The sequence below is a fragment of the Legionella worsleiensis genome (assembly GCF_001467535.1).
GTDB lineage: Bacteria > Pseudomonadota > Gammaproteobacteria > Legionellales > Legionellaceae > Legionella > Legionella worsleiensis.
Map to the genome: position 1 here is coordinate 253,740 of NZ_LNZC01000002.1, position 14,994 is coordinate 268,733.

Here is a 14,994-nt window from a genome sequence, read left to right on the forward strand (position 1 = left end):
ATTGCCTGATGATAGAGGGGTTCAAATAATTCACGTTGCCCAGACTTCCAATAGCGTTCAACATACTGACAGGCGTATTTCATGCGGATGGTTCCTACATAAACCGCACCCCCCTTGATTTTATGAGCTGTTTTTTCAACCAAAGGATAATCATGAGCTGTGAAGGCTTTTTTCATATCGTCCAAATCAGAAGGGAGTTCCTGAGTCATTAAGGTCAATAATTCGTTTAACATCTCAATAGTACCGCAGTTTTTCAATGCTTCTTCGCTGTTTAAGATGGGGAACTGATTGAGTTGAAACATTTCATCATCATTGTCAGGTAAGTCGCACCTTGCTTGGGATGATTTAACCGGTGGTGTTTCATCCTTCTGTGGAATGAACGACTTAAGAATATCTACAGCATGTGCCTGGGTCAGTGGCTTGGTTAATACCGCATCCATCCCAGCTTCAATGCACCGTTGTTTGCTTTCATCACCACCGTGCGCAGTAAGCGCAATGATAGGGATGTGTTTGGTTACATTGGTTTTAGAGCGAATAAAATGCGTGACTTCATAGCCATCCATACCTTCGCCTAAGCCAATATCCATAAAGATTAAGTCATAATCTGTTTTGTCATAAAGAGCCAGCGCATCAATTCCACTGGATGCGACATCCACGTCACAATCCATTTTTGATAAAAGTGCTTTGGCTACAGTTTGGGCAATAAAATTATCCTCGACAACCAAGATTTTGCTTGATGCTTTGGTGTTCGATTGTGGTGCATGTTTTTGTTGATTTAATGGAATCATCAAGGTAGTTGGACTTTTTAGTTTATCCAGCGTATCAACACCTACATCATTATCAAGTAAGGGGATTTGAAGGGGAATAAGACAAGTAAATACCGTTCCTTTATGAGGTTCACTATCGACATAAATTTCACCACCTAACTCATTAATAAATTGCTTTATAACATAAAGTCCTAATCCAGCCCCTTTGTAAATTCCTTGATAGGATGGAGTGAGCCTTTTGAACTGCACGTAAATATCTTGTTGTTTGTCTTTAGGTATTCCCATACCCGTATCAGTCACAGTCAGTTGAAGAATCAGAGATTGCTGTTCTTTTTTAGCCTGACTTGCATGAATGGTAACGTGGCCTGAATCAGTAAAATTGAGCGCATTCCCCACCAAGTCAAGAACAATCCGGTGAATGCGGACTCGATCTCCTATTACAAAATGAGGAAGTTCTGGATCACAACTAAAAGATAAGGCCAATTTTTTTTCCGCAGCTTTTGAAGAATAGAGTTTGATCACGTGTTCCAATGTTTCGGCTAAATTAAATTTCTTTTTTAACAGAGGAATTTCACCAGAACTAACTTTGACGGCATCTAACACCTCATCCATTAAATCCAGCAAAGTATGACTTGATGCAATTAAATTGTCCGCATATTCTTTAATTCGAGGGTCGGTTGCTTCGGATTTTAAAATTTCACTAAAGCCTACTATACCCGATAATGGGGTTCGAATGTCATGACGCATGTTGGCAAGAAATTCTGTTTTTGCCTGGTTGGCTAATTCCGCACGCTCTTTGGCCTGTTTTAAATCTATGAGTAATTTTTTTTGTTCTGTGATATCAACGGATATACCCACTACTCCTATAACTTCTTTGCGCTCGTCATCAAATAGTGGTACACGACTTGATGAATAGTAGGTTAGTGTTCCATCTGGATTGATAATAGGCGGATCTTCGCTATTGAGTTTCGGTTTTTTGGAAGCCATAACCTCTTGGTCATCATGCTTGTATAACTGGGCATGTCCTTGAGTCCATCCAGCAATTTTACCCATCTGTTCATAAGTGATTCCTATAAACTCTTCTGGTTTTTCCAATCCTACAAACTTAAGAACGTTGGCATTGCATCCTTGAGTGATGCAATTCTTATCAAGCCAAAAGACATTATTAGGCATGCAACTGATGATTTTTTGGTAATAGTCATGTACTTCTTTAATGGTTTTCATTTGAGCAATAGCCGAGGGAAGCGAAATGTGATCGGTTGTCGTGTCTGGCACGTTGTCCTTGGTTTTCTTGCTCACTAAAATATCCTTTTTAAGTCATTCATTTAAAATTATATATTAATTTTCGTGAGATGCTCATGCAACATGCGGGATAACGTGTCTACATGAGGTTCTTGAAACATGGTTTCATGATTACCTGGTGCAATAAACCGACTAATTTCATTATTGGAAAATTGTTCCCAATGATTAAGTGGTGCATCAATTTCTGCAAAAGCGGGTAGTAGATCTTGTGATTTAAATAAAGCGATAGGGGACTCGATGAGCTGCATTTTAAATTTCCACAATAGATTAAGACGAAACCATTGAATATCTAATAAGATTTCAGGTTTTGGTAAACCATATTTTTTAAAATCACTAATAAGTTCTGCGTGTTGTCGTGCCATTGAGGTTTTAAAATAGTGATCATCAAGTAACGTATTGGGATAAACGCCCCATCCATCGAGCACAATAAGTGATGCTACCTCTTCATTTTGAAGTTTTAACTCATGTGCTATGTGCGCTGCAACACTGGCACCGAAAGAAGCACCTCCAATCAAATAGGGACCATTGGGTTGAATTGCTTTGATGTGTTTTAAATAAAAAGAAGCCATTTCTTCTATAGAATTTAAAATAGGTTGTTCCATATCAATACCTGGGTCTTGAATTCCGTATATGGGTCTTTGTTTTTCTAAGGCGCGAGCCAGTTTGGTAAACCAAAAAACAGTACCACCGATTGGATGAATCAAAAATAAAGGAGTTTTATGCCCATTAGGTTGTAAACAAATAACTGGGTTTGGAATATCGCTTTGAGTTTTAATCGGTTTGGCGGTGATTTTTTGTCTTTGTTTGATTAAATTCATTTGTTCTTTTAGTGTAGCATGAGTATACAAATCACGAATTCGAAGCGTTACCTTGAACTGGTCTTGAATCAGAGAAATAAGTTTAAGCGCTAAAAGGGATGCGCCACCTGCATCAAAAAAATTATCGTTAATACTGATTTGATTGGTTTCCAATACTTTTTGCCATAACAGCATCAGCTCATGTGTTTCTTCGCTAGTATTCGGTGTTTCTAGTACTGTTTGAGTGAAATCAGGTTCTGGTAGGGCATTGACATCGACCTTCCCATTCACGGTTAGAGGAATGGTGTCAATAATGATAAACACCCGAGGCAGCATAAATGCAGGAAACTTTGCTTTTAAATCTTTTTTTATAGTCGCCAGATTAATGTGAACTTGCTTAGGCTTTAAGTAGCATGCCAGGTAATCGTGTCCATGCGTGTCTATTTTTTTTACCACAAGACAATCTGAAACGTCTGAGTGCTGAAGTACGGTTAATATCAATTCTTTAGGTTCAATGCGAACCCCATTTATTTTGACCTGGTCGTTGTTTCTGCCTAAATACTCCAGAATTCCTGGTGCGAGCCATCGTACCCAATCCCCTGTTTTATAAATAAGTTTAAAACGATAGGGTTCAAAAGGATTTGGAATGAAATGTTCTTGAGTCAAGAGTGCTCGGTGATGATATCCTACAGCCAAACTCAAACTGCCAATGTAGAGTTCACCTTCTTCACCTAATGTGGCGAGGTTTCCGTGGCTATTTACGACATACAAACTGGTATTGTGAATAGGGCGGCCGATAATGTTCGTGTGCAAATCTTTATCGGAGGTGGAAACCTCGTAGGCAGTAATATCAATGGTGGCTTCTGTGGGTCCGTATAAATTAATGAGTTGGCATCTCAATTGCTCAAAGAATAACGTTTTAATTTCAGGACGTAGTGATTCACCACCAACAAAAACATAACGTAATGAGGAACAGGTGCGTATCCGTTTGTTTTGCAGCATTTTTTTCAAAATGGAGGGAACCAGTTGCAGGGTGGTGACTTGGTAGTGATTAATTAAGTCAATAAGCAATTCGGGATCTACATGAGTACCTTGTTGCGCTATGACTATTTGTGCACCTGTAAAAAAAGGTAAAAATAGTTCCCAGACTGACGGATCAAACGACAGTGGCGTTTTTTGAAGAATTATGTCTTTTTGCGTCAAATCAAACCGTTGGCTTATCCATAACATATGATTCAACAGAGCGAGATGCGTTATTTCAACTCCTTTAGGCACACCCGTACTGCCAGAGGTGTACATCATATAAACCAGATTTGATGATTTGGCGCAAGCAGTAAACAAAGGAGATAAACCTGCCAGTTCATGGGTTATTGTATCCAACACAATCAGGGCTAAATCTAAAGAATCAACCTGGTCTTTCAAAAGAGTCTCGGTAATGAGTAGCGTTGCTTCACTGTCTTTCACCATAAATGCGATTCGTTCTATAGGGTAATGCACATCAAGAGGTACATAGCAACAGCCCGTTTTAATGATGGCAATAATGGCAATGAAGGTATGAATCCCAGGTTCTAAATACACCGCAATTTTATCTTTAGGGTGAACACCACATCCTAAAAGGTAGTGTGCCAATCGATTGCTTTGTTCGTTAACCTCTTTAAAGGTTATTTGGGATTCTTTAAAATGAAGCGCTGTGGCATCGGGTGTTTTTTGGGTTTGTTTTTCAATAAAGGTACATAGGGTATCCTGGTGATTAAACCATGAGCTATCACCATGACCTATGTATTGGCCATTCTGTTTGACAAAGTTTAAGGTGGTCATGGATTATTATCCGATTTCCAGGGAAAATAAACCGTAATGCTGCTTCCATTGTTTCAGATAACTGGAATATCCTGTTCCTTTAATCATCATGATGGTATCCTCTTGTGGCGCTCTAACCGCATGAAACGCATTCATGCAATGAATTCCATGTAGATTCGATCCAGGTACATCAATAAATACAGGAGCACTTTGTGCCAATATAAGCAGCTCTGCAATTAAAGTTTGGGCAATTTCTGGTGTGTCTGCAATCAATGCGCCAATGCGAAATCCACTAACACAAGGGCGTATAAAACCAAACCCTTTGATGACCTTATCGTCCATAAAGACAAAACCATTAGTTTTTGGTTTTAGTATCAATTCTTTAAGTAATAACTCTCGGTTAGTAACATAATGATTTTGGTAATATTGGCATATGGAAGGAATTAGCTTATTCGATATTGAGGTGCACTGGTCGCTCATAGAGGGGGAAATTAATTGGCTAGAGTCAATATACCAGCGTTGAATACTAAGAACAGGTATAAAATCTGCTTTTTTATAGCGCTCAACTTGTTCCGAGACGGCATATAATGCAATGTGTGCGTCAGGATATTCTTTAATTATTTGGGTCATACCCACATTCCATAGGGCTTCTCCAACTCCTTGTCTGCGACATGACTTATGTACAATAAATGGTCCCAAAGTAAAAAAAGCGGGGCTATGTTTGATTAAAGAAAGTGAAGCTATACTCTCGTTTGTTTTTGCAATATAGTGGTGAATAGGGTCTATTTTATAATAGATCTCACTGTCGTGGATGCCTATATTCCATCCTTCATCAATACACCATTGATTAATTTCATTAAAATCAGTGGGCTGCATCAAGGTTACTGTTATCGTTTTTCCAAATAGTTCAATTATGGAATGATTCATATTCTGATCCGAGTTAAAAATTTTTATTTGAATTTAAAAAATTAATCCATCATAGTGATGTATTTTATTTAGTCAAATGTATTCTAAGATTCGGCTCATTTTATTTTAGAGAGATTTTTTGTTACCTTAAGTGTCACGTTTAGACTTCATTGAAAATAGCTGGAAGTCATTTTCAATGAAGTCTGCCCCCTCATAGTCGCTCAAGAGGCTTATCCTCAAAATATTGAGAATACATATGAAGCGTTCGACTCGTAAAACCAAGGCCATTGAGTATCATAGCCTCCAACAGCTGCCCATAGCTGATGTGTTTCTGGTCTGACTGAGCTGCTAGTGCTTTATCTATAATCGCTGCAATCCCCAGCTCCTGACAAAATCCTGCTACCAGTCCATGATGATCCAGATTTTTAATCCCATAACTCGGCGCTGACACGTTTACTACTCCCAAAAGGGAGTAATAGATCAAAATCCTGATCCTCTGTCAAGATTTTTTATTTAATGAGGTAGGTGCGAAATAACGGATTAAAAAATGAATCGCTATAAGGTTTTATGGAGACACTCTGGTTTTGTGAAAAGAAACTCATTAATCAATTGATACTCCACCTCATAGAAGATTATCTTTGACGCAGCAAGATAAAGATGGGTTCGAAAAATTCTGGCCATTACGACTTTTGAAGCCGGCTTAGGACGCTTTAATTTCCGACCCCTATTTGAAACCTGCCCCGAGCCGTTATAAGCCGGGTGCAGGTGGCGTAACCAGACTGTCAATTTGCCTGTCCTTTTCATGCATGAGAAGACGAGCTATATACTCATCACGATATTCATCATAGACATCAAGAATCTTTGCATTGGTCGGTGTCATTCCTGCCGCTTTTGCCGTACGCCGCATCCAGTGGCTTGCAGCAGGGTGCTTATAATCGGCTGCACTTTCACATTGGACAAGTTGCAGATAAAGCCAGTCACATACTTCCCGGCTACGTGCAAAAATCCGAACGGTACCATATGGATTGTAGTCAGACATGCCCTGTTCGTTTTTGAGACCACTACTGACCGTAAGAATGACTTCAAGTCCGGGTCGGGTTTTCCAGCTGGATAGCAGTTGCTTACCGATTTCCTTTGTGGTGGACGACGTAATATCCAGAACGAATACTTTATCGTTTCTCCCAAACTTATACTTTGGAGCTTCACTCTGACTGGCGTTGCAATGATTTTGATCGAAAAAGCCAATACACTGCTGCTTACCTCGAACCGTGCGCTTCTCTGTGACCGAAATGGGAATGGCATGTTTTTCTGTGAGCGCTTCATCGGTCTCGTAGTACATGTTCTGCGCATTGAAACTGATTTCAAGTGTATCCATCTGATGTTTCTCAATAAGATACATACGGGCTATCGCATATGCCATCTGGATAGCGCGCATTCCTGTGGCTGTAATGAATTTTTTACTGAAAACAGCTAATGTTTCCTGATCGTCAGAGATATCAATAGACGCTTCACAGTCTGAGTCAGATCCGGAGCCATCTTTGGCAGCCAGGGCAATCGGCAGATGGAAGAAAAAATTCATCAGATAGTTTTCAAAATAATTGTGAAGATGATGGAGAAGAAGCCCTGGTCCACGCAGAGACGCAAGATTTTGGGTCGACATACCGGTTTGCAGCGCAAAATCGATGAGAAGAGTCTGGAATGCGGGATCATAAACAGGTCGTTCATGGTACCAGTCGAAGGTTTGAAGGTTGAGTTTTTTTTCATCGATGGCAAGCTGCCTTTTTTTATTTAAGTGGAACGCACCGAATATCCGTGCTAATGGATGTGCAAATGTTTCTCGACACCACCGCTCGTTTCTGAAAATCATTTCGAGGGTTTTTTCGGGGTGCATCAACAGCATTTGATCAATAAGGTATTCCGGCACGATTTCTTTGCGAAAAAATTGACTTGCGAAAGACAGGCCTTTCGAGTCTCCCCTAGCCCAGAGTGTATCCCATAGTGTTTCTTTGAGTGAAACCGATTTTTTTGAAGGCAATCCCTGGTTGTAGGTTTCGAGCGTATTTTCAAGACGCTTTAATCTTAGAGGCATATTAAAATACTTGTCGGGCTGTGTCAGCAAACTGTGTGTAAACACAATGGCATCTATCAGGATATTGTTCGCATATACGCTTGGTACGAGACCAAGGCTAATACGAGTACTTTTGCCACAGTCTGTAATGGATGGACGTAGTGCTCCAAAACTCGAACGGCGAACCATTTCAATATTGATGCCGCATTCGCGTGCGAGTCTATTGCTGATAGCAAGAAGATACATGCCTACTAGTCTGCTCCAAATTTTTTCATTTTTCTCGGCAGGTGGTTTCGGTATGGCCAGCAACACGCACGGATAGCCGTGATCTGCATTGATTTGTATGTCGGGATTGCGTGCATGCACCTGACGAACAATGTCTTTTGCCATACTTTTTTGCCATTTCAGCAGTTTGTCATATAACCAGCCCTGATAATATGGATCAAAATCGGGCTTGTGACTTCCTTTGATGGCAGATTGATAAGCGCTAAATTTAAACGGATTGAAAAAATTTCCTGTTTTAGGATTCTGACCACGTGTTGTTTTCTTATTATTTCCGGCAAAAGCTAACAGGTTACTTGTTACGCCTTCCAGTTTCTTTGAAACACTGCGGTGATAAGTAACCCAACGTTTCCTATCGTCCATGGCAAAGAAACCGGAGGGTTGTGTTCCTATAACGTTCATACTGATTTCAGAGGTAAAGCGCGTTCGGAATTCACAGCGGGGATGGTACACTCGCCTGGTAACACGAATGTCGGCAGGTTTTGAAGAGGATGCAGCTCTTGGCATAATGACTATTGCTCACGATGATTTAAATATGGTTTAAATGATTATACATGAATCAATAGCGTCAAACCAGAGGCAAGTTCCTGCATGTTATGTATTGAAACAACGTTGAATCGTCTAAATTTTTTATCATTTACAGGATTAATTTTTTCAATAGCCCTGAGTCTCAAAAAAACGAACATTTTTTAGACGAAATTCATTTGGGCTAGATAACGTACTTCATCTGTCTCAAACAGGGTATTATTAGGAAAGCGCTCACGGAGAAGGCCTTGAATTTACTGGATGCGCAAAATGACAAAAATCGATAGTTTGAGGTAGATAAAATTTTTCATCCGCTGGATGTTTATGATACTAACTCTCTGACTGATTGGTTGTCATTTTATTACCAGGTCCATGTTCTCGGTGCACTTGGAAAAACAGAGCAAGCCTTATTGCGCAGATGACAAATTTCATATAGTTTGCAATTATTATTTATCCATCATTAAGATTATCAGCTAGAACGTGATGCAACGAACAGAAGCACTTGAAACATTGGAATTTGATACTCAATCACATCCTGAAAAGCATGAAATAAAAGAGGCCTATAAGAGGCTTGCTATAAAATATCATCCCGATAAGCATCCTGGCGTTTCAGAAAGTGAAAAAGAAGAAATTACGAAGCATTTTAAAAAAATTTCACAAGCTTATCATTTTTTAAACCTTCCTTTGTCCGAACAGACGTCATCTTCAGGAAAGGAGATGGTTAAGACCGCCTATGAATTATATGAAGAACTCTGTGGAAAATCATATGACCCAACAAAAGCAAGTTGCAATGATTTTCAGATGTTACGCTATTGTAATTTTTTCAAGCACAGTAGATGCATGAAAAACGAGATAAAGTATTCTGTTTCAGAAGAGTTCGAGAGGGAAATTGCCCCTGGAAAGAAGGGATATAGCCACGCATTTTATACTATCGATTTTAGAGGGATAGATCATTTCAATAGCTGGGTTAGCGGACATATTACCCCATATGCTCATTCGTTTAAAATTTTGCAAGGAGATATACCAGAAGAAGCACGAGAAGCAATCGTTGCCACTCTGGAGCGCTCTCCACAGTTGAAAACAATTGAGTCTCCTCCTGGTTTTTTTACTCCTGAACAAAATCTAAGGATTGGTAAATTGCTAACCACTTCAATAGAGATTCCTGCACTGCAATTAACGTGACATAGATTATGAGAAAATTCTACTTTTGATACCAGTTATTTTTCGGGGGGATTACCATCTTATTCCTAATATCATTATCATCACTCAAGTGAGTTACATGATAAAGATAAAAACAAACAAAATAGAATCTTGTAGATAAAACCTCTTAAATTTCTTAAAAACACACTATTGTTTCAATTTAGTTATAGTATAGTTTAACTAAATCATCATTTTAGTGTGTTTTTCATGCAAATTTCTACGCAAGCATGGGTTAAATTACATCTTCGCCAATCGAATCCTCATTTGATCTTCTCTATACAAAACCAAGGGCAAGGAAGAAGAGATTTGTGGCTTACCGCCCAAATATGGCTGTTTGGACGGATATGCGAAAAAAACCATATCAGGGACTTGCAAAGATAAAATCTATTCCTGTTTCATCATCCAAATCATGGATTTGATGTGTTTCAGGTTTAGTATTGGCAGATGACGTTACAGAAGATGGAAGAGGGGATGGCTCTGCTACTGAAGAAGCCGGTCTGGATTCACGCTCCTGTATTGTACTTAATACCTCGGAAGAATAAGAATGAGTGGAGCCTAATTTAATAATGCTGGTAATTCTTATGGGTATTGCACGAATAATATCATTGGCTACGTATTGATTGATTAAAACCGATTCGACACCAAGAGGAATACCTTTTACTGCTTCTGGTGAGGCGCAGGGTTGAATGCAAATCCACCGAATACTATCAGGCAACGCTTTTACAAGCGCCTCCGAAACACCATGATTAATGCTTACCGTGGTGACGTGCTCGGGGAGCGCACTAACAGTTGCTGCCGATACGCCCGGTGCAAAACTGACGCTATCTACTGTGGAAGGCAAGGCAATAAGAGCTTCCCTGGATATATCGGGTTGGATTGTAACGAATGACACCTGCGGGGGTAAATCATTGATATCCTCCAGAGATGATACACAGACTCTGCTGCGTTGCGTTTTGATTTGAGTTTCTAAAGCACTGGCTGTTTTTGTTAATTTGGCTTTAATTATCATCGTTGACGAAGGTCTGGGATATCTTTTGGTTTTTAAGGTTTCACACTTTGTATTATGTCGGCGTACAGCATCCCAAAGCGCAAAAGAATAGTGCTCTTTTGGAGAGGACAACTCAATTCTGATATTACGAGCCAGTACTTCACGAACAGCATCAACAGATAAACCCGGATTGATTATAATTCGTGAGATCTGAGATGGGAGTACACGAATAGCACTTAAATTGGCTCCAGGATTAATAATAGCCGTTTTTACAGTAGAGGGTAGTGCTCTGGTCGTTTCTACGGATGAGTTTTTATAAATATTAACTTTAGTAATGTATTTAGGCAGTGCGTTAACAACATCCAGCGATACGTTGCCTACTAAGCCCACCATGACCACAGACGAAGGAAGAGAACGGATGACCTCTGGCGATACACCGGGTGCAATATTCACTGAAGTCACCGAGGTTGGGAAGGCTTTGATCAGTTCCGGTGATACATTATTTTGTATATTAATGGTCTGCAGATTACGGGGCAGGATGCTAATGATTGCTGTTGACAAACCCGGTTGAATGACAGCACTTTGTACGCTTGCAGGGAGTGCGCAAACGATCTCTTTAGATATACCAGGAAACAGGGAAACTATCGTTACATTTTCCGGCAAAGCCCTGATTGCTTCTGGTGAGAGGCCAGGTAAAACACATACAGTATTTACCTTTTTCGGTAATATACTCACAATTTCTTTTGCTACGCCAGGATGAAGAGATACCATAGTGACACTAACAGGGAGAGCGCAAACAGCTTCCGGGGATATCTTTGCAGGAAGATCAACTGATACTATGCTTTGGGGTAAAGACTTTACTACTTTAGGAGATATACTAAAACTTAAGTTAGCCCATTTCACACTATCAGGAAGAGCAGCAACAGCTTCTGCTGATACCGTATTATCGATATACACCATTTTCACACTATTGGGTAATAACCTAATCGCTGCTGGAGAAAGGTCAGCTGTCATCCGAACTCGTTCTATATTATAGGGAAGTTTCCTAATCGTCTCCAGAGATACGCCATGACAAATATTAACTATGCAAAACCGATTGGGTAATGCTTGAATCGTCTCAATAGGTACATTTGGGGCAATATCATAGCAAATGATGCTTTTAGGTAATGCATTAAGATGTGAAGCAGGTGTATCTGCAGCAATAATCGCTGTAGTTATTGTTGCAGGTAATGCTGCAAGAATCGCTGAAGTTGTTGTGGCGTCAATGGATATTTTTTTTACACTCGCAGGTATGGCTTTAATTGCGGCTGCCGAGACTTCGGAGGCTATTTTAACTGTCGTCACATGTTTAGGTAAAGACCGAGTAGCTTCTGCAGTTAAGCCAGAGGTTATTTGAACATGAACTACCGTTTCAGGTAACCTTGAAATAATCGCTGGAGACACGCCTTTTTTAATACGAATGCATGTCACGCTTTCAGGTAGCGCTCGAATAGTCTCTATTGATGCCTCCGGGTAAAGAGTCACTTGACTCACACTTGCGGGAAGAGCACGAATTGTGTCGGTCGATACGCCGGGATAAATTTTGACTGACGTTACAGTAGCAGGAAAAGCGGAAACAGATTCAGCAGGTACATCTGAAAGAATACCTACAGTAGCTACACTTCTTGGTAGTGCTAAAATCGCATCTCGTGATAGGCGTGACCCAATAATGACGCATGAAACACTTTCAGATAAAGAGCTTACAGTCTCTGGCGACAATTCGCTACAAATGACCACAACTTTAATGTGAGGAGGCAGTTGAGATAGTGTTTGTATTCTAACGCCAAAGTTGATAATCAGGCGTTTCACACTGTGAGGAAGAGCACGAATAGCATCAGTTGTGACACCGGTAGAAATGCTAACTCGCTGCACGCTATCAGGCAGAGCGTTTATTGTTTCTGGGGATACCTCAGGATAAAGAGTGATGTGTTGAATGCTTGTTGGTAAGGCTCTAACGGTCTCTGTCGGCATACTTTGAAATAGAGTAACGGAGGTTACTGTTTTGGGTAATACAGAGATGGCTTCGGCAGATAATTCAGAATCAGGAACAACTATTCTAACGCTCTTAGGTAGTGCTTGGACAGCCGCAGCAGAGACTCCTTCTCTTATGTGTACACCAACAACGCTACTCGGTAATGATTGAACTGTTGCTGCAGAGATATTTGCATTGATAAAAACTTCATATATGGACTTAGGTAAAGCAATAATCGTTGATGCCGGCAGTTTGGGGTCAATAGACGCTCTTTTAACACTTACAGGTAGGGCACTAAGAGCCTCCCTTGATATGTCGGCAGGAATCAAAACTGTTTTTATTGTGTCAGGAAGTGCGCTCATGGACTCAGGGGTTGCATCAGCAGGTAGCTTCAAGTTGATTATGCTAGCCGGTAATGCTGCAATAATCTCTCGGGGCAGATTGGATGGGATATGGACGTTTATCACGCTCAGTGGCAGTGCTTGAATGGTCTCAACAGAGACACCGGCTAAAATAGTTACCTTGTAAATCTGTTCAGGCAGCGCTTTAATGACATCCCCAGATGCACCGGGACAAATAATAACTTCCCTCGAACCCGACGGAATTTTACTGAGCATGTCCACAGTATAATAGTGGTCAATTCTTACTAATCGTGTCATTTGGATACCCTTAAGATGGCGCTTGCTAATAACTGCACTTAAATTAAATTTAGTGTCTATTTTATTTTCATTAGGTAGAGAAGTAAACAGCAATCAAAAGTCATGAAACTTGATAGATGGATGATTAAGAAGACGTGGCGGTAATTCCAGAGAGGTAATGATAGTTTGCAGAAAAGTAAATTGACTTAATTGATGCCTATAAGTATAACAAGTGCGATTTTGAGTTGGATAAACCTTGTAAATGAATGTAATTATTTTAGAAAACAACATCTATCTGGATGGTGAAGGTGATTATTACCATTGTCTGGATCAGTTAAAAACCGCTAAAAAAATCCAAATTTGACGAAATATACGTTCATCCCCGTAATTAATACAAAATGATAATCTGGACAAATTATCTCAAACCTACTTCAAATACCCCACCGAAAAAGCATATGAAATTTTTAAAAAACAAGCAAAAATCGAAATAAAAAAATTCATATTGAACTAGGCAATCATAGAGGGTGGAAACATGTACTAGGAAATATCGGGTTTGCAATTTTAGGTTTAGGGATTATCTATTTAATTGCAATTCTGGTAAACAAAACGACTTTTTTTAATAAAACCGATTCCTCAAAAAAATTAAACGAGAACGAACAATGTGTTGATGGCAATTTGTTTCAGATGGCTAAGATTTAGAGTTTACGCCTTCCATTGGTAGTGCCTTGTTTGTGTGTACTATCGGTCTTCTGGAAAAAAAATACAATTCAGATTAATCTATGACTTATATCACTTGAAGACTGGGTTGAACACTATGAAAACCGCACTTGTTACTGGCGCTAATAAAGGAATAGGTCTGGAATTTTGTCGCCAGCTTAAGGCAAGGGGGTATTATGTTATTGGCTCTTGTCGTAACCCATCTCAGGCAGATAAGTTAAAACAGACAGCTGATGAAGTAATCAAGCTCGATGTAACTAATGACCATGATATCAGCTCTATGGTAAAAACATTGAATAATCGTCCCATTGATTTACTTATCAATAACGCAGGAACTAGTGGCGAGCAAGGAGTCACTGTTGGGAATGTTAGCAGAGAGAACTTCATTCATGTTATGAATGTCAATTGCATTAGTGTAATGAAAATTTGTGATGCATTGTTACCCAATATTCAGGCCAGTCAACACAAAAATATTCTAGCAATCAGTTCAAGAATGGGTAGTATCTCTGATAATCAGCAAGGACGTTCTTATGCTTATCGTTCCAGTAAGGCCGCTTTAAATTGTGCCATGCGCAGCTTTGCGATTGATGTTGCATCTACTGGAGTGCATGTGATGTTAATTCACCCGGGATGGGTTAAAACGGATATGGGCGGTCCTAATAGTTTAATCGATGTACAAGCAAGTGTATCGGGTATGCTAGAGCAGGTTGATAAAAAAATGTCGACAAGTCAAGCAGAAGTGTTACATCGTTTCGATGGCGGTAGCATCGCTTGGTAGTTGTGGTTGTACTATTTTTGATTACAGAAAAAAATGAGCAATTTGCAACCCTAAATCTAAAGCCGGTATGAACAATAGTTTGTTTGTGTAGCACTATCAGCTGCAATTACCACCGCGAGAAGAAATAGAAGCTTTCTTACAACAGGCTATTGCCGAATTGGATCCTAAGAGTTAAGCATTAAGTTGTTCAGACGTCATCCGCACAATTAATCCAACGT

7 protein-coding genes and 1 pseudogene are annotated in these 14,994 nt (G+C 39.8%); 2 read left to right on the forward strand and 6 right to left on the reverse strand.

The features are described 5' to 3' along the window. The 5 genes and pseudogenes from Lwor_RS01425 to Lwor_RS01445 all read right to left on the reverse strand — a co-directional run. Positions 1-2,066: response regulator (locus Lwor_RS01425; protein ID WP_238584596.1), on the reverse strand; the 2,066-nt coding region annotated here is incomplete at its 3' end. Between the two features lie 32 nt (positions 2,067-2,098). After that, complete coding sequence (locus tag Lwor_RS01430) at positions 2,099-4,684, reverse strand: non-ribosomal peptide synthetase (RefSeq protein WP_058492076.1); 2,586 nt, start codon at positions 4,682-4,684, stop codon at positions 2,099-2,101. A gap of 6 nt (positions 4,685-4,690) precedes the next feature. Beyond that, positions 4,691-5,590 carry a GNAT family N-acetyltransferase gene (locus Lwor_RS01435; RefSeq protein WP_058492078.1) on the reverse strand — a complete coding sequence of 300 codons (900 nt, stop codon included), beginning with the start codon at positions 5,588-5,590 and terminating at the stop codon, positions 4,691-4,693. A 193-nt stretch (positions 5,591-5,783) separates the two neighbouring features. Beyond that, a pseudogene (locus tag Lwor_RS01440) lies at positions 5,784-6,020 on the reverse strand (DUF4277 domain-containing protein); the annotation flags it as partial. A 297-nt stretch (positions 6,021-6,317) separates the two neighbouring features. After that, a complete protein-coding gene (locus tag Lwor_RS01445) occupies positions 6,318-8,321 on the reverse strand; it encodes a hypothetical protein (protein ID WP_147279842.1) in 2,004 nt (667 codons plus the stop codon). Between the two features lie 633 nt (positions 8,322-8,954). Here Lwor_RS01445 and Lwor_RS01450 point away from each other — a divergent pair. Further along, positions 8,955-9,626: a J domain-containing protein gene (locus tag Lwor_RS01450; protein WP_218563600.1), complete on the forward strand. Its 672-nt coding sequence runs from the start codon at positions 8,955-8,957 to the stop codon at positions 9,624-9,626. A gap of 379 nt (positions 9,627-10,005) precedes the next feature. Here Lwor_RS01450 and Lwor_RS01455 read toward each other — a convergent pair whose 3' ends face one another. Continuing rightward, positions 10,006-13,302 carry a leucine-rich repeat domain-containing protein gene (locus tag Lwor_RS01455; RefSeq protein ID WP_058492086.1) on the reverse strand — a complete coding sequence of 1,099 codons (3,297 nt, stop codon included), beginning with the start codon at positions 13,300-13,302 and terminating at the stop codon, positions 10,006-10,008. Positions 13,303-14,095: 793 nt separating this feature from the next. Between Lwor_RS01455 and Lwor_RS01460 the strand changes: the two genes are divergently transcribed. After that, positions 14,096-14,776, forward strand: a complete 681-nt coding sequence (locus tag Lwor_RS01460) for an SDR family oxidoreductase (RefSeq protein WP_058492088.1) — start codon at positions 14,096-14,098, stop codon at positions 14,774-14,776. Positions 14,777-14,994: the final 218 nt, after the last annotated feature.

Excerpts from the sequence above, each read along its gene's own strand:
- Lwor_RS01430 (WP_058492076.1), bottom strand. The coding sequence starts at position 4,684 with ATGACCACCTTAAACTTTGTCAAACAGAATGGCCAATACATAGGTCAT.
- Lwor_RS01435 (WP_058492078.1), bottom strand. The coding sequence starts at position 5,590 with ATGAATCATTCCATAATTGAACTATTTGGAAAAACGATAACAGTAACC.
- Lwor_RS01445 (WP_147279842.1), bottom strand. The coding sequence starts at position 8,321 with ATGAACGTTATAGGAACACAACCCTCCGGTTTCTTTGCCATGGACGAT.
- Lwor_RS01455 (WP_058492086.1), bottom strand. The coding sequence starts at position 13,302 with ATGACACGATTAGTAAGAATTGACCACTATTATACTGTGGACATGCTC.
- Lwor_RS01460 (WP_058492088.1), top strand. The coding sequence starts at position 14,096 with ATGAAAACCGCACTTGTTACTGGCGCTAATAAAGGAATAGGTCTGGAA.